The following is a 19,850-nucleotide window of genomic DNA, read 5'->3' as shown; positions in this document are numbered from 1 at the left end:
GGTTTATGACAGTTTGAGGCCTAAAATCGACTCAAATTTGTCATAAACCCAGACACTTTCTCGCTTGAGACTTTCTCGCAAAAGCCTCAAGGGGTGGCTCCGAAGCTGGCCGCCTCTTACCCCTACTTAACGCCCAGAATCAGGACACCGAATGTGGAGAGCATCCACATCAAAGTGAAGGGCATGAGCACCCAGCACATAGCGAGCCACGCGCGCCAGTTGCGGAAGTTTTTCCACTCCACGTAGGTCTGCCAAAAGCCCAAAAGGCAGCCGACCAGGGAGATTACGCCCGGGACAACGGGGAAAAGGATCTCCCAAGTGCGGGAGCAGAGGAAGCTGGACTTACCCGCATCACAGGTGGGGCCACCGACAATGGCGCCGGCGATGCCAATAATGAGGCCCGCGAGCAGCGTCGTAAGAATCACACCCGCGGTGTAGATGTAGGCGCGCTTGCCGGAATACATCTTGCGCTCAAGCTCGTCGAAGATTTCATCCTCATTGCGCCCTGGTGTACTGCGTTCCGATGAATTATCCACCTTCTGCTCCCCTCGCCTCTAAATGCCGTCTGATGTGCCTGCCATACTAGGCCGGAGTAATCAGCATTGGCACCGGGCTGTGGCGAACGATGTGGTTAGTCGACGAGCCGATGAAAATTCGCCCGAATGGGCCAAGAGTAGACGAACCCAAAACGAGCAAGTCTCCCTTTTTCCACTTGATGGACTGAATGGCCTCTTCCCAACCGTTGCCGGACGCCACTTCCGCATCAACGGAAAGGTCTGGGTAACGGGTATGTGCGCGGTCGATACCGCGGTCGAGCAGCCCCATAGCCTGCTCGCGCCACTCAATCATCAGGTCAGAGGAGGGGCCGTAGCCGTTCTCCGTTGGGTACATGGTCGCACCACGAGGCGTAAACGAGACCAGGCGCAGGGGAACTTCCCAACGGTGTGCCAGGTCAGCAGCCTTATTCAATGCATGGTGGGACTGCGGGGTGTCAATGTAGCAAATGCTGACACGGGTCACACCGTGCTTAGAAAGCTTCGCGCCGGGGATCGCCAATCCCAGCGGGATTGGCGAGTAATGCAGCAGCGCATCCGAAGTCGACCCCGCAGTAAAGCGACTGCGGTTCTTGGCGGTCCAGTCCTTGGTATTGCTTCGGCGCGTGCCAAGCAAAACCACATCGGCTTCGAATTCTTCGGCTTCGTTGCAGATAGTTGTGGATTCGCTGGAGGATTCGATAATCCGCACGGCATCGTCGTCAAGCATGCCCTTGCGCAGGCCAGCGAGCTTTAGCTCATCCTTGATGATTTTTTCAAGAGACTCGGTTTCGTGGGAAACCCAGGAGTCATTGGTGCTCAACCGAGCCAGTGAGGTCAGCGGCCAGCCGCGCGACAGTGCGCTGACAACGCGAATCTGCACCTTCGTGGTGCGAGCTAACCAAGCGGCGTAAGCAAGCGTTTCGGTGCCGTACTCGCCTGGACGCCACGCAATCATGATACGAAGCGGGCGGGAAGCCATCGCTAATCCTCCTGTGATTACTCAGAAATATCCAAGTGGTGCTTCTGGGTAATAGCCTACGTGGATAGGCGGGCATATTTAAAACGGCACCGAGGACGTGTAAAAGCTATGTATCCTGCCTGTGGGCTTAAAGAGGGCAGGGCTAGCTGGAAAAGAGACTAGACGCTTGGGTTTGTCTTTGGGTGCTCCGGGTAGTTTTCGAGGATCTTGGACAGAATCGTCTCAAGACCAGCGCCAAATTCCAGCTCTTCCTGGCTCAGCGTGCTGAACATCTCAGCCATCTGCTGATTGCGCTCTTCAGAAACACGGTGCAGCTCTTCACGGCCGCGGTCGGTCAGTTCAACGCGGACGCCACGGCGGTCTTTGCTGTCGCGGACGCGCTCCACCATGCCGGCGACCTCCAAGTGGTGCACGGCGTTGGAGGCGGTGGGCATGCGGATGGCCTCGGCCTCAGCCAACTGGCTGATACGGCAGGCGCCCAGTGCCTCCAGGGTCATCATGATGGACAGCTGCGCGCGGCTGAGCTGGGACTCCGAGGAGCGGCGGCTGTAGAGCAGCTCAGCGCGAGTCAGGAGAGGGCGAATGCGCTTAGCGAGCGACAGAGGAGTAACGGCATCAGGATTGCCAATCGAGCCCGAAGATAATGTCATAGCGACGATGTTATATGCGAACAGTGCTAGTTGCCAATACGAAATTTATTTGGGGTGCTATTTATTTTTCTACAACTGGTGATTTCGGCAATGAAATCACCAGGAATTTTCCACCAAACATCTAAAACACCAGCACAAAGTATTAAACCCATCTGCGTATAAGGTTTTTTCGGTGCTGGCAGAAACCCCCTAAAGTGTCACTTCTTCTGTACTTAGAACGTTGGACCGGAGGTAGCCATGCGGCTACTCTCGCGAACCCTTTCGGCTTGTGATATATCTCGCGGATCAACCCTCTCGGATGTATTGCTGTCAGCTTTACGACGACTGCAGCGCACGCATCCATGGCGGGGACGAGATGGGCGCAGCAGCGAGGAGGACGAGAAGGGCGTAAAAGGGACGCGGGGAGGATAGGGGAGAGAGAAGCACAAAAGCGCCAGCGGCTACCGCATGGGTAACCTGCTGGCGCTTTTCAAGGAACATGCTCTCGGAGCTGCTGGCTTGTACCTTTAAGTGCTTGTGCCTTTTAGTCTTCGCCCTTGATGAATGCTTCGAGCTGTGCTCGCGCAACATCGTCGGCAAGCTGCTTCGGCGGGGACTTCATCAGGTAGGAAGAAGCGGCGTAGACCGGGCCGCCGATGCCGCGATCCTTGGCGATCTTGGCAGCGCGAACAGCATCGATGATGATGCCAGCGGAGTTCGGGGAGTCCCAGACCTCGAGCTTGTACTCAAGGTTCAGCGGCACCTCGCCGAAGGCCTTGCCCTCGAGTCGGACGTAGGCCCACTTGCGGTCGTCCAGCCAGTCCACCCAGTCGGACGGGCCGATGTGGACGTTGCGGTCATCGATCTTGCCGGCCAGTGGACCGGTGAGATTGGAGGTGACAGCCTGGGTCTTGGAGATCTTCTTGGACTCGAGGCGGTCGCGCTCGAGCATGTTCTTGAAGTCCATGTTGCCGCCGACGTTGAGCTGCAGGGTGCGCTCGAGGCGAACACCGCGGTCCTCAAATAGCTTGGCCATGACGCGGTGGGTGATGGTTGCGCCCACCTGGCTCTTGATGTCGTCGCCGACAATCGGAACCCCTGCGTCTTCGAACTTCTTGGCCCACTCCGGGTCGGAAGCGATGAAGACCGGCAGGGCGTTGACGAAAGCTACACCAGCGTCAATGGCGCACTGTGCGTAGAACTTGTCAGCCTGTTCTGAACCGACCGGCAGGTAGGAGACCAGGACATCGACCTTGGCATCCTTCAGCGCCTGAACAACGTCGACCGGTTCAGCCGGGGATTCGTCGATGGTGTCCGCGTAGTACTTGCCAACGCCATCCAGGGTCGGGCCGCGCTGAACCTCAACGCCGAGAGTCGGGACATCGGCAATCTTGATGGTGCAGTTCTCGGAGGAAACAATGGCCTCGGAGAGGTCCTTGCCGACCTTCTTGTCGTCAACATCGAAAGCTGCGACGAACTCGACATCGGAGACGTGGTAGTCGCCGAAGACGACGTGCATGAGGCCAGGAATGGTCTCATCGGGCTTTGCATCGCGGTAGAACTCGACACCCTGCACCAGGGAGGAGGCGCAGTTGCCGACGCCGACGATAGCGACGCGAATTGAACTCATTTGGTAATTCTCCTTGAAACTATGTGCTCGGAGGCTTTGACCTCGCGCCGGGAACTCACACCGGGAACTCGCATCAGAACCTAGCATCAGAACCCGCACCAGGGCCTTACGCCAGCGGTGCGGCCGTGAGTGGGTGCACGCATTGAGGTAACGAGCGTGACGTTATACCTTTATGCGTTTTTTGCCGATGCCCGAACCGTGAGGGGGCATGTGTTTACCGATAAAGCGGGGGTGAAATCAGCCCGCACGCGCCTGCTAATCTGTCTTCGTGATGACATGGCAGGGCGAGATCGATCACTCCTTGCTCAAAAAGCAGTTATTGGAGCAGTGGCGTGCAGGGGAGATTTCACGGAAATCACTCTGTGATGCCGATGCTCGGCTGGTCGCTGCCGCGCGTTTTCACGGCAGAAAGTCCCAGGAAGAGTGCCCAGTATGTCGCAAATTCGACCTCCGACTCGTATTCTGGGTGTTCGGAGAAAACTTGGGCCGTCGTTCCGGCTCTGCTTGTACTGAAAACGAATTATCCGCAATAGTTAATGAATATGGTTCGTGCACCGTCAAAGAAGTTGAGGTGTGCCCCGACTGCAAGTGGAGTTTCCTGACCCGGACACTTCAGGCAGCTCGAGAAGAGTCAGAAAACTAGGGAGAGCACCCGTGAGCAATGATCGACCCGATAGTCCAGGCGGTCCTAACAGCCCTCACGAGGGCCAGGGTTCTAATTCATCAGGCGAGTGGTGGGATCAGCCGGATGCTGATTCCTTCAATACGCACGCACGCTCCGATGACGCATCGCTTGACGACGATTCCAGCGACAGCATTGATGCTGTTTCGGTCGGTGGCAGTGACGAGGGTCTGGCTACCGGTTCAGAGATGACGTCGGCAAGCGAGCCGGACCCGGAGAAGGGGCAGTACGCCCCAGATGACCATGAACCAGATGACCATGAAGAGGAAAGCTCGATGGCGCAAGAAGAACAGCCGACTGATAATAAGCGGCGAATTTTAGCGTGGCTCGGTCTAGCCGTGGCGCTGGTCGTGCTGTTGCCGGTAGTTGTGTTCGGTGTTGCTTATGCGACAACGGACGTGCCGGAGCCAGAGGAGTTGGCCAATAGCCAGATTGCGGTGATTTATGACCGCAGTGGTGAAAAGGAAATCACGCGCATCGTCCCCGAGGGCGGTAACCGAAGCAACATCACTATCGACAAGGTGCCGGATGCTGTACGCAATGCAGTGCTGGCAGCTGAGGATCGTGATTTCTATACCAACCCGGGTTTCTCCTTGACTGGTTATGCCCGTGCGGCTCTGGGAGTCGTGACTGGTAATTCCAGTGCCGGTGGCGGCTCGACCATTACGCAGCAGTACGTCAAGAATGCTGTGGTGGGCAATGAGCGCACGCTGACCCGTAAGGCCAAGGAATTGGTCATGTCGGCGAAGATGGCGCGGGAGTGGACTAAGGACGAAATCCTTGAGGCCTACCTCAACACGATTTACTTTGGTCGTAACGCATACGGTATCGCGGCAGCGTCGAAGGCCTACTTCGGTAAGGAAGTCGGTGAGCTGAATGCCGAAGAGGGTGCCGTGCTGGCAGCCTCGATTCAGCGTCCATCCGCACTGGATCCGTGGACTAACCGTCCAGAGGCTGAGCAGCGTTGGAACTACGTCCTCGATGGCCTGGTGGAGATGAACATCGTCTCGCCGCAGGACCGCGCGGGAATGCAGTACCCGGAGACCATCGATCCGGCGTTGGCGCCGAAGCAGGCTCCGGAGCCCGGCCCGGCTGCCATGATTAAGAATCAGGTGCTGGCTGAGTTGGAGCGCGAAGGTATCTCCGAGCAGGAGGTCAACACTGGCGGCCTTCGCATTACGACGACCATTGACCCGACGGTACAGCAGGCTGCCCTCGATGCGATGGAAACCTACGTCGACCAGTCAACGGGTTTGCGTGCCGCCATCGTTTCGGTGGAGCCGAAGACCGGTGCTGTCCGCGCCTACTACGGTGGCGACGATCCGACTGGTTGGGACTACGCAAACAGCGGTCTGCAGACTGGTTCTACTTTCAAGATTTTTGCGCTGGCAGCAGCGCTCGATCAGGGCATTCCACTGACCGCGCAGTACTCTTCGGCACCTGTCCAGTCCGGTAACGCCACTCTGTACAACGCCGGTGGTGCCGGCGGTGGTGTCCTCCCGATTTACGAGTCCCTGAAGCAGTCGCTGAACACCCCGTTTATTCGCCTGCAGCGCGACCTGAAGAACGGCCCGGATGACACCGCCAAGATGGCCCATCGGCTGGGCGTGGCCGAGTCCATCCCGGGTATTGAAAAGACTCTGATGGATGACAACGGTCACTCGCAGGACGGTATTACCTTGGGTCAGTACCTCACACGTCCGCTGGATATGGCCGTTGGTCTGGCCACGCTGACCAATGATGGTGTCTATCAGCAGACTCACTTCGTAGAGAAGGTTGAAAACTCCAAGGGCGAGATTGTTTACGAGTCCAATGCCGACAAGGGCGATCGTCGAGTCTCCAAGGCAGTCGCCACCAATGTGATATCGGCCATGGAGCCTATTGCCGGTTACAGCAACAAGCCCTTGAGTGGTGGTCGCCCGTCGGCCGCCAAGACCGGTACTACGCAGTTGGGTGACACCGGCCAGAACAAGGATGCGTGGATGATTGGTTCGACACCGCAGCTGTCGACCGCTGTGTGGGTTGGCAACGTCGATGGTTCGGCGCTCTACAATGCCTATGGTGGCATCATGTACGGTGCCCAAACCCCGGGCGATCTGTGGAAGTACACCATGGATAACGCACTGGCCAACGAGGACTTTGAGTACTTCACCAAGCCGGAACCAATCGGTGGTGTCGCAGGTGCACCGCAGTACCAGGCGCCATCGACCTCTGACTCTGGCTATGACCAGGGCTCTGCCCCGGAGACCACAGAAGAGGAGTCGGCCGAGGAGTCGACCTCTGAGTCCTCCGAGGAGCAGCCTGCACCGCTTCCGGTTCCGGGCGGCGATGGCGGCGGCGGTGGCGGCGGAATCGCTGACCTACTGCCCATCCCGATTCCGGGAGGCGGTGGTTTCGGCGGTGGCAATGAAGGCGGCGGAGACCCCGGTAACCCTGGAGGTGGACAGTAAGTGGACACGTGGGTGATTTTCACCATCGTCTGCGTCGCGATTGGCTTCCTGATGTTCGGCACGGCCTTTTGGGGCTTCATGCAGAAGTGGAAACCGGCAATCATTTGGGCTCTGTGCCTAGCAGCTTTCCTATTCGCGACAGTCATTCCGGTGATTATTGCGTTGGCACATGCTTCCTCGACATCAATGTAGGACGCAGGCCAGGTAGTCAGTTGCTAGAGCGTTAACCGCCCACAAAGCACGCGACAACTTCACAATTCAAAGAGACGCACGCAGTAGCTCTGTGTGCGTCTCTTTCTATTCGGTGCTCCGACGCCGCTTGCCAGTACTGCTTGCCGACGGCGCCTGCGATTAGGACATATACCTCTGCCTGCGGTACCCTGGCAGGGTTGCTTGACGCAACGATCCTCCTGCTGCATAGCGGTTGGCATGAAAGATAGTGCCAGCGCACCACGCTGTGTAGCCGAAATACAAGAACTAGACCATAGGAGGTGATGAGGTCCGTGCGTCACTACGAAGTAATGATTATTATCGATCCGTCTCAGGATGAGCGCACCGTAGGCCCGTCCCTGGAGAAGTACCTCGACGTTGTCCGCAAGGAGAACGGCAAGGTGGAGAAGGTGGACATCTGGGGTAAGCGCCACCTCGCCTACCCGATCGAGAAGAAGGAAGACGGCATCTACGTTGTCGTCGACCTCACCTGCGAGTCCGCATCCGTGCTGGAACTCGACCGTCGTCTGAATCTGAACGACAGCATCCTGCGCACCAAGGTGCTGCGGGTTGATCGTTAATCTGCGTCATATTTGCGTATCCAGAGTGCTCGAATGGGGCACACCGGTAGTGCGAAAGCCGTAGGATAGCGGGCGAAAGCCCCATCATCAGCTCGACAGAATACAACCGAGGAGAAGAAGCATGGCTCAGGGAGACGTACAAATCACAGTGGTTGGCAACTTGGTTGCTGACCCGGAGCTTAAGTACACCCAGAACGGCACTGCCGTGGCGAATTTCCGCGTCGCGTCGACTCCGCGGGTGTACCGAGATGGCCAGTGGGTTGACGGCGAGGGCATGTTCCTCACCTGCAGCCTGTGGCGTGAGGCAGCGGAGAACGCTGTCGAAAGTCTCTCCAAAGGCATGCGTGTCATCGTCCAGGGTCGTCTGCGCCAGCGCAGCTACGAGACCCGCGAGGGCGAGCGTCGTACCGTCTTTGAGGTTGAGGTCGATGAGGTGGGTCCGTCCCTGAAGTTCGCTCGAGCTCAGGTCACGCGCACTCCACGCAACGGCGGTGGAAACTTTGGCGGCGGTAACCGCGGCCAGGGTGGAAATGCCGGTGGTGGTTTCGGCGGTGGCTTTGGTGGAAACCAGGGCAACCAGGGTGGACAGAGCGATCGCGGTTTTGGTGGCGGAGCTCCTGCGGAAGATCCGTGGAACTCAGCTCCTCCGGCCGGTGGTGGCTTCGGCGGCGATGAGCCTCCGTTCTAAGCTCCTTCCAGCCACGGCACTACGTGACTAGTTTGCAGCAGATTTAGCATCCACAATTCTCATAGTCTTTTAAAGACATATCCAGCGAAAGGCAGGGATCATGAAGCTGATCCTCACCGCCGACGTTGACAAGCTCGGTGTCGCAGGCGACATCGTTGAGGTCAAGGCCGGCTACGGACGTAACTACCTGCTTCCTCGCGGACTGGCAATTGTTGCCACCCGCGGCGCAGAAAAGCAGATCGAGGGCATTCGTCGTGCCCAGGAGGCTCGCGCTATCCGCGACCTCGACCATGCACGTGAAGTCAAGCAGAAGATTGATTCGCTCGACAACGTCTCCGTTGCTGTGAAGGCTTCGGAAAATGGCAAGCTGTTCGGTTCCGTCACCAAGGGTGACATCGCCGATGCAGTTCGTAAGGCTTCCGGTCAGGCTATCGACAAGCGCGCAGTCGTGCTTGCTCCGAGCCAGATCAAGTCCCTTGGTAAGCACACCGTTGACATCGCGCTGCACCCGCAGATTACCGCGCATGTTTCCGTACAGGTCGTCGCCGCGTAAGTTCGCGGTTTAAAGTTTTTACTTTGACGGCGGCCGACGAGCGCCGCGCCTAAGGATGTGCGCGGGCTCTGAGGCCCAATGACAACAGCACACGTGAAGCTCTGATCTTTCGTAGTGAAAGGTCGGGGCTTTTCGTGGTTTAAGGCTGGCTTAAAGCCTTTTACGCAGGTGCTGGAAAGAGCATCTACAACTTGTCCACAGGCTAACGATGATTGCTGTGGATAAACCTGTGGGTAACTTGTCTGACTGCCGTGGATAACTTTTCTGGAGAGTGCGAGATTTTTATTAATTCATCGTTAATAATCTCCGCATGAGCAGCATCGATGCTAAAGGGGCAACAGAGGATTACATTTGTGCAGGATTAAGGCAAATATGTACTGACCTGCGTGGATAGAATATTTTCGGGTTGAAACTCTGCTACCCCCGTTAACATTCAAGCGGCGGTTTAGGGTTACGGACCGTTCACCTGGACTTTTCTTGATTGTGCACATGTTCTCCCCAGGCCTATCCACAGGAGCTGTGGATAACTTCGGGGATAAACCCCGTGGAAGATTGTTTTCTGGGGCCTTCAAGGGTACTTTTACAGGTCCGTCAATCCGCTCGAACAGGTATAACTGCGGTAGGTAGTCTGGTGTCCAGTGCTGGCGGTCGGAACAGACATATTGACTGTGACGGTCAGTCAGTAACAGGGTTGAAAAGGCACCTAAGTGGTCCAGAAGGGGAGGAGCTGCTCACGATGAGTCAGCCTGTAGGTGATGGTGGTCATTCAGGAGCAGGGGACGAGGCGTCGTCCTACTCGGTAAATTCCCACGATGATTCTTTCGATGACGTTCCGCTGCCTCCGGAACCGCCGGTAGAGGATGCGCCACCGGAGGAGTATTCCTTCTCGCAGAGCTCGGGCAAAGGATCGTCGGCAAGCGGATCTGGGGCGCGGGACTGGGAGCGAGACCGTGGTCGTGGCGCTCGTGCGAGTGCCGTCGCGGGCGCGACTTTTGAGCGCACGCCGCCGCACAATATCGAGGCAGAGCAGAGTGTGCTCGGTGCAATGTTGCTGAACTCCGAGGTCGTTGCGGATGTGTATGAGCAGCTGACACCGGAGGATTTCTACCGCCCGGCGCACCAGACGATTTACTCGGCGATTTTGCACCTCTACGGTGAGTCCTCGGAAATTGACCCCATTTTGCTGGCAGGTCGTCTGGATCGAACTGGAGACCTGGAGCGCATCGGTGGTCCGCTGTACCTGCACACCTTGGCCTCCCTGGTGCCAACGGCGGCGAATGCGCAGTTCTATGCCCGAATTGTTGCGGAGAAGGCGACAATTCGTCGCCTGGTAGAGGCCGGCACGAAGATCGCCCAGATCGGCTATGCGGGCGCGGAGGACACGGAGCCGGAGCAGCTGGTGGATGAGGCGCAGCAGCTCATCTTCAGTGTTGGACGTGAGAACACGAAGAATGACTACGTTCCCATCGCCGATGTCCTGGATGACACGCTGGAGGAACTGGATCTTATTACCCAAAACGGCGGTCTGGCGCAGGGTGTGCCGACGGGGATCACCAACCTGGACAAGCTGACAAACGGTCTTCACCCAGGTCAGATGGTGATTATTGCGGCTCGACCGGGTGTGGGTAAGTCCACGCTGGCGATGGACTTCATGCGTTCGGCCTCGATTCGCAACGGCATGACCAGCGCAATTTTCTCGTTGGAGATGTCGCGCAATGAAATCATGATGCGCATCATGTCCGCAGAGGCGAAGATCAACATGGCATCTTTGCGCTCCGGTGACCTGGATGAGCGGGACTGGACCAAGTTGGTCGAGGTCGGCGACAAGATTCGCGATGCTCCGCTGTTTATTGATGACTCGCCGAACCTGACCATGATGGAGATTCGCGCGAAGGCACGTCAGCTGAAGCAGAAGCACGATCTGAAGATGATTGTGGTCGACTACCTGCAGCTGATGAGCTCGGGTAAAAAAGTCGAGTCCAGGCAGCAAGAGGTCTCGGAGTTCTCCCGTCAGCTCAAGTTGTTGGCGAAGGAACTCGAGGTACCGCTGATTGCAATTTCGCAGCTGAACCGTGGTCCGGAAGCTCGCACAGATAAGAAGCCACAGGTCTCGGACCTGCGTGAGTCGGGCTCACTGGAGCAGGATGCCGATATCGTCATGCTGATTTACCGGCCGGACTCGCAGGAGGCTGACCATGAACGTGCTGGTGAGGCGGATATTATCGTCGCAAAGCACCGTGGTGGACCGACCGGAAGCATTGCTGTGGCCCACCAGCTGCACTACTCCAGGTTCGCCAACCTGGCGGAGGAGCCCAGCGGTTCTCTCTAGGGCCTCGCCTAGCCACCCAGAATTAGTGCAATCCGGGTGGCTAGGTAAGGTGAGTGACAGTCAATGGGGCGAGTTTTCGTGCGTTGACGGTTTTGAAGGTTTTGAGGGTTACGCGGAGTCGTCGGGAAGCGGGGAAGCACTATGTCACCAACTGCCGCTCCCGTGGCAGCGGAGACCAAAGCTAAAAGGCATAAGAGTGCGCCGAAACAGCGCGTCGGCTGGGTAGATGCGGCCAAGGGGCTGTGCATTCTATTAGTTGTGCTTGGCCATGCCATCACAGAGCTGCAAGCGCACGGTTACTACACGGCGCAGTGGGCGGGGATTAACTTCTTCCTCGGACCAATCCGTATGCCGCTGTTTTTCCTGCTATCTGGTCTGTTCGCCGGCAAGGCACTCAAGGAGTCGTGGCATAAGTTGGCCAATCGCCGAATCTGGGTGATGGTCTATCTCTACGTGATTTGGGTTCCACTGCGTGACTTCGTGCTTTTCCTCATGCCATATACGCACGTGGATGCCGATGGCATCGTGTCTCCGCCGCCGATTACGGACCACAGTGCGTGGGGGCCGCGAATTTACAACACGCTTCACGCGGGCATCGAGCCAACTTCTTACCTGTGGTTCCTGTGGGCGCTGGCGCTATTTGCAATTCTCACACGAGCATTCCGCTGGGTACATCCGGTGATTCAGCTCATCGTTTCAGGCCTCATTAGTGCATGGGCGCCTTTTGCCTCATCCAGCTGGTCGTGGGACTTTGTCAGCAAGATGCTGTTCTTCTATGTGCTGGGCATGTACGGTGCGCCCTGGATCTTCCGGATGGCACAGCGTCGCAGCGGCCTCTCACTGCTAGTGACGCTGACGGCGTTCCTGTCGGTGGCAATCTGGGTGCAGGCGACCTACGCGAGCTTTAACGAAGGCAACGTCGGCTTCACCCGCGTGTACCTGTCCACCACTGGCGCACTGGCTGCAATCAATGTTATGGCGATGCTGCAGAACACTCGCCTAGTTGTGCCCTTTGAAAAGGTTGGCGGCCGAACGCTGCCTATCTTCCTCATGCACATTCCAATGTTGGTTGTGGTCATGATTATTTGCGACCTCATCCTGCCGAAGGACCCACACTTGGTCATCATGACGCCGCTGGTGGCCATCATCGCGGCGATGCTGTGTCTCGGTCTGCACAGGTTGCTGCTTGCCATCGGTGCCGGATGGCTCTTCGTCCGTCCTGCTTGGGTAGTTCGCATGACTACGCCGGGACAGCGTGCTCTTCAGCACAGCCAGAATCTTCCCTCCCAGCCTGAAGGCGAGGCTCTGCGTCAGCCAAAGAGCGAACCTGCTTCCTAATTCAGCTCAACAAGGCGGTAGCGTGGAACCGAGAGCCGATCAGGCGGCAGAAGTGACACAGAGAATAGCCATGAAGAAATGAGAAAGCCATGCGTCTAGCAACGTTGCGATACCAGGGTGCAACCCGCGCCGCTGTTCTCGGCGACGGCGTAGCGGTCCTTTTTGATGACCACTGTCTCGGAGATGTGTTAGCGCGGCCAACGTGGCGTCGTGAAGCGGAAGAACTCTTGGCGGAGGCGGGGAACAACCCTGACAACGTCATGGCGGAGAGCACGTGGGCGTTCGCGCCGCTGATCACGCGGCCGGGCAAGATTGTTTGCGTCGGCCTGAACTATGCCGCCCACATCGATGAGATGGGACACGAGCGTCCCGAGGTGCCGACGCTATTCGCGAAGTTTGCCGATGCCGTTGCCGGTGCGAAGGATGATATCCGAGTGCCGGAGGCCTGCGCGGAAAAGCTCGATTATGAAGGCGAGCTCGCGGTTATCGTCGGCGAGACCTGCTTGCGGGTGTCGGAGGAGCAGGCACAGGACGCTATCGCTGGGTACGCGATTATGAATGACTTCACCCAGCGCGATTTCCAGTACGCCACCGCGCAGTGGCTACAGGGGAAGACGTTGCAGCGCGCCAGTGCTTTCGGCCCGTGGATGCTCACAGCAGATGCTTTCGATGCGGACTCCGCACGGGTGCGCACATATGTCGACGGAGAGCTGCGCCAGGATGCCCCGATTGCGGACCTTGTTTTCTCCCCGGCGAAGTTAATCGCCTACATCTCACAGTTCGTGCAGCTGAACCCGGGCGATGTCATCTCCACGGGAACGCCGGCGGGTGTTGGTCACGGCATGAGCCCGCAGACCTACCTTCAGGATGGTCAGGAAATGATCATCACCATCGATGGCCTGGGTAAACAGGCCAACACTGTCCGCATCAACCACTAGCACGCGCCGCTTTACGACGTCCCCGCGAACCCGGCGGGAATGAATCGACTCCCGCGTGCGTTGTGGGGAACTAACGGGTAAAAACCTACGTAAAGAACGTGAAGTTAGAACACGACGTTAAAGAGTAAGAGGAGTTAGACCCATGGCAACTGTTGATATTACGAACGAGACTTTCGCTGAGACTATTCAGAACAACGACATTGTGCTCGTTGATGCCTGGGCATCCTGGTGCGGTCCGTGCCGCCAGTTCGCCCCGATTTATGAGAAGGCTTCGGAGAAGCACCCAGAGGTAGTGTTCGCAAAGCTGGACACCGATGCCAACCAGGAGGTTTCGGCCGCCCTGGGCATTCAGTCGATTCCGACGCTGTTTGTTTTCCGCGAGGGAATCCTGCTGTTCCAGCACTCTGGTGTGCTGCCTGAGACCGCTCTGAGCGACCTGGTTGGCCAGGCTTCGGAGCTGAACATGGATGATGTCCGTGCGCAGATTGCCGAGCAGGCCGCACAGGATAGCGCTACCGAGTAAATTCTGCGGTTTAGTCCGCATACTGTGCGTTTTCCAACTTAGAGCACTGCCGCATGAGCCCCCGCGCCTCAAGCCCGCGGGGACTTTTTGTATCTAGTCCGCGCGCTGGCCACGAATGAGCCAGCCAATACCAAAGCCAGCGAGTGCCGCTACTAGTGCCCACAGGGCTGGAGCGACTTTGTTTGAGTTTTCCTCAATCGACAGTGGTGCGCTGGTGCGGGCATGCTTTGTCTCCTTCTCACCTGTTGGCAGAACCTGCCCGCTCGGGAACACGTGCTTGACAGCTTCGGTGAGGTCGTTGGCGGTCAGGTTTTTGCCCAGAACCGCGATAGCGTAACGGTCATCGTCGCCAAGGAACCCGGCAGTGGTGTGCTGCTCTTCGTACCAACCGGATTTGTTGGCAATCGTTTCCTTCGGTAGCGCTGCACGCAGACCGAAGTTCTGGTCTGCATCGCCGTAGGAGTAACGCGGCAGTGAGTACATCAGCTGACGCATGTATTTGGTCTCCGTGTCGCTCAGTCCGCCTTCTTCGCTCAGCATGCGGTCAAAGTAGGCGACCATGTCGGCTGGCGTACTAGTGGTGGCTCCCCACATAGGCGAGCCGACGGTCTTATCCGACAGGCCGTAGCGCTGCCGGACATTGTCAACGATGCGTACACCGCCGTAGGAATCCCACAGCTCGTCAGTTGCTTCATTGTTGGAGTATCGAATCATGTCGTCGCGCAGCATGGCATCAGGGTTGCCCTCAACCGGCATATCGCCCTGGCCAGCGACGATCTCGCCCTTCTTCGGCTGTGTGTAGTTGGAGTAGGCCACGACATCGGCGATGAATACCTTCATCAGGCTGGCGAGGCGAAAAACATCATCACAGTGTGCGTTGCAGATGAACTCACCGGTCTGGCGATCCAGGATGCCCATGCCGAGCATGCCGCCCTTAGCATCAAACTTCTCGGTCACCTGGTCGAGACGAGTTTGGACGCCAAGGCCCCACTGGGTATTCGCCCCTGGCACAAGTGGGGGAAACGCCTTCGGCTCACTTTTCGCAGTGCTTTCCGACGGCTCCGTTGAGGACGTTTCCGATGTCGTTGAAGAGGTTTTCTCTGCCGACTTCTCTGCCGACTGTTCCGCCCACTTCTCCGCGGTTTTCCCTGTGTGCTTCTCGGGAGCCTTTCCTGCTGGTTTTTCGGTGGTCTTCTTGGTTTTTGCGTCGGAGGGCTTAGTCGGCTCCGTTGAGGATGGAGCTGCGACGACTACCTGCGAAAATGCGCCGGTATTGGTGGAGTCAGCAGTTGCGGTGACTGTCGCGTTAGCCAGCGGCGCAGTTGCTGACAGAGTAATTACCGCGGCGAGACTCGCGGCAAGTCCGCGGTACGCGCGTTGAGGGCAATGAACCATGTTTAGAGAGTTTACAACTCTGGGGGAGTCTTGCTTGTCGGTAACCAGCTCTTTCCGTTTGCCGAGAGAGAGCGAGCTAGCTCACGTACAATTTTTTAAGAGATGGAATCTTCTCGGTTCCGATTAGTTATTCCGCATATGTTGAGGAAGGTTGGATTTGCATGGCTAATCCATTTGCCAAGGGCTGGAAGTACATGATGTCTTCGTTTGATAAGAAAATCGAGGACAATGCGGATCCGAAGGTTCAGATTGCACAGGCAGCTGAGGCCGAGCGTCAGCGCCATCAGGAGATTCAGCGTCAGGCTGCGGCTATCATCGGCAACCGCAATCAGCTGGAAATGCAGCTGGGGCGGTTGACCTCTGAGCGTGACAAGATTACCGAGAACACCCGCCAGGCACTCGCCAACGCGGATCAGGCTCGTGCCAAGGGCGATGGGGCCACTGCACAGAAGATGGAAAGCACTGCTGAGGTGTTTGCCACCCAGCTGGTGAATGTTGAAAAGGAGCTGGAAAATACTACGCAGCTCCACCAGCAGGCCGTATCTGCTGCTGAGGAGGCACAGCGTCAGGCGCAGCAGTCGCAGGCTCGCTACGAGCAGATTAAGCAGGATATCCGCAAGCTGGAGTCGCAGGCGGATCAGGCCAAGATGCAAGAGACCGCGTCGAAGACTCTCCAGAGCATGCAGGGTATTTCCGAGGATCCGAATGTGCCGACTTTGGATTCGGTCCGTGAGAAGATTGAAGGCCGCTACGCCAATGCGTTGGGCGCTCAGGAGCTCGCGGAATCCTCACAAGCAGGTCGCATGGCTGAGATCGAGACTTCGACTCGCGATGCCGCTGCCGACATGCGTCTGGCCGAAATTCGTGCCCAGATGAATAATGAAAGCGCTGCTCTCGAATCCGGTTCTGCCGCGAAGGATAACGCCGGCGAGCTGGAGGCCGCCGAGTCCGCCGAGTCCGCCGAGTCCGTTGAGGCCGTTGAGGACACCACAACGGACGCAGACGAAGCGAAGTAGCGTTCACCAGTTGCCAACAATCGTCAACAAGAAAGTGTCGGGGTTTATGTCAGTTTGAGCGGGAAAAACCACCCTAAACTGACATAAACCCCGACACTTTCTCGCACCAGCAGCGCCAGCAGCGACAGTAGCGCCAGCAGTGCTGAAGCCACCGAAACTGCCGAATCCGTGAGGCGCGCTATTACTCCAATTCGCCGTTCTTCCGCGCGAGCAGCACTCCGCGGATACCGGCGTGGAAACCATCGCGCAGATTGACGCGCTGCGTCTCCGTCAGCGTGTATTCGTGCAGGGTTTCGCACGCAAACTGCAGCAGCGGACGATCAATGTCCGGTGGCAGCCCACCACCAGAGAGCAAGTGGGCACTATCGCGCGCCTGCTCGTTCGCAATATTCTCGTACCACCAGTTCGCGTACTGCTGTCCCACATCGAACGGCGTCTGAAAACCCGCGGATGCCCACACCTCGTTCGGCAGGGGCACGTATCGACTACGCAGCTTCCTCCTTGGCGCCATCATCGAAGGATTCGGCCGCGGGCTTGGTTTCGGCGTACTCGTGTTGGCACCGTCTTCGCTTGTCGACGGCTCCGTCGCCGACCCCCCACTGCCAACTGCAGTCGACGACGCGGAATCGGGGGCAGACGCGCCTGCATTCTCGGCTCCGGTGTTGTTCGCAGTGTCGTTACCAGCCCCACTGCCAGTGTTGACTGTCGCGCCGGGCATGGCCGCTGGAGAAGGCTGTGCTGGCTGCGTTGGCTGCGTTTGCTGTGTTGGCGAGTCAGCCGAAACGCCCGAAGCAGCGGAATCCACCTGTGTAGTTTCCAAACCGCCGGTGCGCTCTACCTCAGCGCGGTGCTCAGCCTGCGCCGGGATTTCCCGGGCACCCATCTTGGCCGCGTGTTCGACCTCGTTGAACTTCGGCGAGTCGGCCTTGGCCGTCGGCGTGGCTGCGGCATTGTCTTCGCTGCGACAGTCGGAGTCGCGGTCAGCTGTGGGGGATGGCACAACGCGCTGGTCCTGCGGAACCTCCGGAGAGCCGGCCTCCGGCGAAGCAACATCACCGTCGGCAGCGGAGGGAGTGTTCTCCGTGCCGTCGTCAAGCGAGTCCTCGCCCGGAGGAGTGATGCGCGTATCCGGTACACAGGTGGCACCGAGATCTTCGATTGGTTCGGCATCGCCCAGCGGCTTATTCGTGCGGACGACCGGTGGGATTGGGCCCTCGAGGACATTGAGCTGCATGGCGTCGGCGAAGTCCTCGCGGGGATCGAGGATTGTCGTCGAATCGCAGGCATGGCGAAGTGCACCGGACATGGAGTCCCAGCCGAAGCCGTAGAGATGCACGCGCACACCGGCGGCCGAAGCCTCAGCGACGCCGGGCAGCATGTCCGCATCGCCCGAGACCAGCACGATATCGGAAACTTGGTTGCGCAGGCCGGCGACAACCATGTCTGCGACGAGTCGCGTATCGACGGCCTTCTGCGTCCGTCGGTCACCCCATTCAATGAGCTGACCTGCGCGCAGCTGCACACCATCAATCGTGCGCAGTGAGCGCTGGTAACGATGCGGCCCCGACTCCGGGATGCCGTCGTACCAAAGTTGCCGCTGAACTGGCTGGTTCAGCTGCTGGTTAATCATTCGGTCAAGGACACTAACTACTTCTCTAAGGTCGATTTCTAATTGCCCGCGGGCTCCGGTTTCCCACGAGTTGTAAAAGCTCGCCAGTAAATATGACGTATCGACGAACACCAATGTGCGTTCAAGCATGGCTCCTAATTCCTGATTCTTTATTAACTAAATAAGAAAACCGGTTACATCGACAAGGATGCCCGAATAATTCATTCTATGCGCTAAACATGTTTAACTTCAGGGACTATTCTTAATAAGCCGCATTGCTTTGACCGTTCTTCGCGGGTTGGCAGAAGTGCGAGCCGACGAGAAAGCACCGATCAATTTAGGTATTGACGTGCAAAGAAATCGCCCCGCGAAGAGTGCGACCACACAGGAGAAGGGGAGTTACAAACAGGTATGAGACGCTGGTTCGGCCTATTGGTTCTCATTACTGTGTTGGGGCAAGCGGTTTTCAACGGCGGTCGCGTGCTGCTTTCTTGGCGAGTCCTCGATTTTGGCGGTTCCGCCGCCACCGTCGGTTGGTTCACTGCCGCATTTTCACTTGTACCTCTTATTATTGCGCTTCCCGCCGGCAAGCTTGTCGACAGCCATCGTGCCACCGAAGTCATGTACTCCGGTCTCGTCGCCACCGTCATCGCTGCAGCAGTAATGTCGCTCTCGCCGAACCTACCTATTCTTCTGATCGGCTACGTGGCCCTGGGTTTTGCCCACATGACCACGCTCATCGCCGCTCAAGGCATGGTTTCGCACCTGCGTGGCGGCGTCGCCGGGCTTGATAGCCTCTTTGCATACTTCACGCTTGGAATCTCCGTCGGGCAGTTCCTCGGCATCGTCGGTGCGGGTCTGCTCACTCCCAACCACGACGGCAGCGCCATGACCGCCACCACTTCCGCGCTCTGGACGATGACGGGAATCGGTGCGGTCGCCCTGGTCATCGGCTGGCCGGTCGCAACTGCTTATCGACGGCACGAAGCAAATGCAGCCGCCGAAGTGCAAGCTGCTAGCTCAACTGAGTATTCTCCGGCGTCGACTGTTAGCGACCGCAGCCGGATGGAGGAGAGGCGGCTGGCGCAGGCCGAAGCCAGTGGCGCATCGGTCTTAAGCATCCTGCGTATCGATGGCATGTCCAGCGCTATGTCTGTCTCAATTGCGGTCATCGTAGCCATTGACCTGTTGACGGCATATGTGCCGGTGCTGGGACGTGAACTGGGCTTTAGTGTTGCCGAGGTGACGGCGATCCTTGGTGCGCGTAGTGGTCTTGCGATTATTTCCCGAGCCCTCATGCCGACTGTTTTGCGCAAAGCTAATCGCAATCGGGTCCTTATCATTGCAGTTTGTGCCGGTGTCATGCCGCTTTTGGCTATGCCGTGGCTGCAGAGTGCGTGGCTCATGGTTATTGCTGTTGGTATCTGCGGTTTGGCCTGGGGCTTTGTGATGCCCATGTCGATGACGTGGGTGAGTTCCCTGGTGGATGCCGAGGTGCGTGCTCAGGCGTTGTCCATCCGGCTAATGGGTAACCGCTTGGCGCAGGTCATCCTGCCGCCGATTGCTGGTGTGGGTGCTACCGCGATGGGTGCAGGCAGCGTGTTTCTGGGGGCGGGTGCGCTGATGGGTGTCGCATCTGCCACTGCTTGGCGACGACTCGCAGGTGACAAGGCGGCTCTGACTAAGTAATTGGTCGGTTGCTGAGTTGCTGACAAGTAGAGACCGAGCCGTAGGGCCCGACCCCCGGAAAGTGGACACATCGGG

At 57.9% G+C, this 19,850-nt stretch carries 19 protein-coding genes; 12 read left to right on the top strand and 7 right to left on the bottom strand.

The annotated features are described in order from the left end of the window. Positions 1 to 122 precede the first annotated feature (122 nt). The 5 genes from HMPREF3135_RS08675 to HMPREF3135_RS08660 all read right to left on the bottom strand — a co-directional run bounded on the left by HMPREF3135_RS08675 (position 123) and on the right by HMPREF3135_RS08660 (position 3,774). Positions 123 to 536, bottom strand: a complete 414-nt coding sequence (locus HMPREF3135_RS08675) for a hypothetical protein (RefSeq protein WP_070439181.1) — start codon at positions 534 to 536, stop codon at positions 123 to 125. Between the two features lie 46 nt (positions 537 to 582). Next, positions 583 to 1,515 carry a universal stress protein gene (locus HMPREF3135_RS08670; protein ID WP_070439178.1) on the bottom strand — a complete coding sequence of 311 codons (933 nt, stop codon included), beginning with the start codon at positions 1,513 to 1,515 and terminating at the stop codon, positions 583 to 585. A gap of 158 nt (positions 1,516 to 1,673) precedes the next feature. After that, positions 1,674 to 2,165, bottom strand: a complete 492-nt coding sequence (locus HMPREF3135_RS08665; RefSeq protein ID WP_048733166.1) for a MarR family winged helix-turn-helix transcriptional regulator — start codon at positions 2,163 to 2,165, stop codon at positions 1,674 to 1,676. Between the two features lie 315 nt (positions 2,166 to 2,480). Beyond that, the gene (locus HMPREF3135_RS11405) at positions 2,481 to 2,645 is read right to left on the bottom strand and encodes a hypothetical protein (RefSeq protein WP_168163239.1); all 165 of its coding nucleotides are present in this window, start codon (positions 2,643 to 2,645) and stop codon (positions 2,481 to 2,483) included. 43 nt (positions 2,646 to 2,688) lie between these two features. After that, complete coding sequence (locus tag HMPREF3135_RS08660) at positions 2,689 to 3,774, bottom strand: inositol-3-phosphate synthase (RefSeq protein ID WP_016421706.1); 1,086 nt, start codon at positions 3,772 to 3,774, stop codon at positions 2,689 to 2,691. 271 nt (positions 3,775 to 4,045) lie between these two features. Between HMPREF3135_RS08660 and HMPREF3135_RS11330 the strand changes: the two genes are divergently transcribed. The 10 genes from HMPREF3135_RS11330 to trxA all read left to right on the top strand — a co-directional run bounded on the left by HMPREF3135_RS11330 (position 4,046) and on the right by trxA (position 14,066). Beyond that, entirely contained in the window at positions 4,046 to 4,417 is a 372-nt protein-coding gene (locus HMPREF3135_RS11330) for a DUF5318 family protein (RefSeq protein ID WP_224783765.1), read from the top strand. Positions 4,418 to 4,428: 11 nt separating this feature from the next. Further along, entirely contained in the window at positions 4,429 to 6,906 is a 2,478-nt protein-coding gene (locus HMPREF3135_RS08655; RefSeq protein ID WP_070439175.1) for a transglycosylase domain-containing protein, read from the top strand. Further along, positions 6,907 to 7,098 (top strand): hypothetical protein, encoded by a 192-nt coding sequence (locus tag HMPREF3135_RS08650; RefSeq protein ID WP_016421704.1) that lies wholly within the window; start codon positions 6,907 to 6,909, stop codon positions 7,096 to 7,098. A gap of 311 nt (positions 7,099 to 7,409) precedes the next feature. Further along, complete coding sequence (rpsF, locus tag HMPREF3135_RS08645) at positions 7,410 to 7,697, top strand: 30S ribosomal protein S6 (RefSeq protein ID WP_070439172.1); 288 nt, start codon at positions 7,410 to 7,412, stop codon at positions 7,695 to 7,697. 121 nt (positions 7,698 to 7,818) lie between these two features. Continuing rightward, positions 7,819 to 8,385, top strand: a complete 567-nt coding sequence (locus HMPREF3135_RS08640) for a single-stranded DNA-binding protein (RefSeq protein WP_005511984.1) — start codon at positions 7,819 to 7,821, stop codon at positions 8,383 to 8,385. Between the two features lie 100 nt (positions 8,386 to 8,485). Then, positions 8,486 to 8,938, top strand: coding sequence for a 50S ribosomal protein L9 (rplI, locus tag HMPREF3135_RS08635; RefSeq protein ID WP_005511982.1), 453 nt, complete (start codon positions 8,486 to 8,488; stop codon positions 8,936 to 8,938). Positions 8,939 to 9,674: 736 nt separating this feature from the next. Next, positions 9,675 to 11,267 carry a replicative DNA helicase gene (dnaB, locus tag HMPREF3135_RS08630; protein WP_070439169.1) on the top strand — a complete coding sequence of 531 codons (1,593 nt, stop codon included), beginning with the start codon at positions 9,675 to 9,677 and terminating at the stop codon, positions 11,265 to 11,267. A 141-nt stretch (positions 11,268 to 11,408) separates the two neighbouring features. Continuing rightward, entirely contained in the window at positions 11,409 to 12,605 is a 1,197-nt protein-coding gene (locus HMPREF3135_RS08625) for an acyltransferase family protein (protein WP_070439166.1), read from the top strand. Between the two features lie 89 nt (positions 12,606 to 12,694). Further along, on the top strand, positions 12,695 to 13,543 hold the full coding sequence (locus HMPREF3135_RS08620) for a fumarylacetoacetate hydrolase family protein (protein WP_070429056.1): 849 nt from the start codon (positions 12,695 to 12,697) through the stop codon (positions 13,541 to 13,543). 142 nt (positions 13,544 to 13,685) lie between these two features. Then, positions 13,686 to 14,066, top strand: coding sequence for a thioredoxin (gene trxA, locus HMPREF3135_RS08615; protein ID WP_070429055.1), 381 nt, complete (start codon positions 13,686 to 13,688; stop codon positions 14,064 to 14,066). A gap of 93 nt (positions 14,067 to 14,159) precedes the next feature. Here trxA and HMPREF3135_RS08610 read toward each other — a convergent pair whose 3' ends face one another. Beyond that, complete coding sequence (locus HMPREF3135_RS08610; protein ID WP_070429054.1) at positions 14,160 to 15,461, bottom strand: serine hydrolase; 1,302 nt, start codon at positions 15,459 to 15,461, stop codon at positions 14,160 to 14,162. Positions 15,462 to 15,622: 161 nt separating this feature from the next. On the opposite strand from HMPREF3135_RS08610, the gene HMPREF3135_RS08605 reads away from it, so the two are divergent. Then, a complete protein-coding gene (locus HMPREF3135_RS08605; RefSeq protein ID WP_070439163.1) occupies positions 15,623 to 16,477 on the top strand; it encodes a PspA/IM30 family protein in 855 nt (284 codons plus the stop codon). A gap of 181 nt (positions 16,478 to 16,658) precedes the next feature. Here HMPREF3135_RS08605 and HMPREF3135_RS08600 read toward each other — a convergent pair whose 3' ends face one another. Next, positions 16,659 to 18,236, bottom strand: a complete 1,578-nt coding sequence (locus tag HMPREF3135_RS08600) for an NYN domain-containing protein (RefSeq protein ID WP_070429052.1) — start codon at positions 18,234 to 18,236, stop codon at positions 16,659 to 16,661. 261 nt (positions 18,237 to 18,497) lie between these two features. Here HMPREF3135_RS08600 and HMPREF3135_RS08595 point away from each other — a divergent pair, with 261 nt between their 5' ends. Next, positions 18,498 to 19,775, top strand: coding sequence for an MFS transporter (locus tag HMPREF3135_RS08595; protein WP_070429051.1), 1,278 nt, complete (start codon positions 18,498 to 18,500; stop codon positions 19,773 to 19,775). Positions 19,776 to 19,850: the final 75 nt, after the last annotated feature.

This window comes from Corynebacterium sp. HMSC14H10, assembly GCF_001807105.1.
GTDB classification, from domain to species: domain Bacteria; phylum Actinomycetota; class Actinomycetes; order Mycobacteriales; family Mycobacteriaceae; genus Corynebacterium; species Corynebacterium jeikeium_D.
Note: the sequence above shows the minus strand (reverse complement) of the source record. Positions and strands in the feature narration are given on the sequence as shown.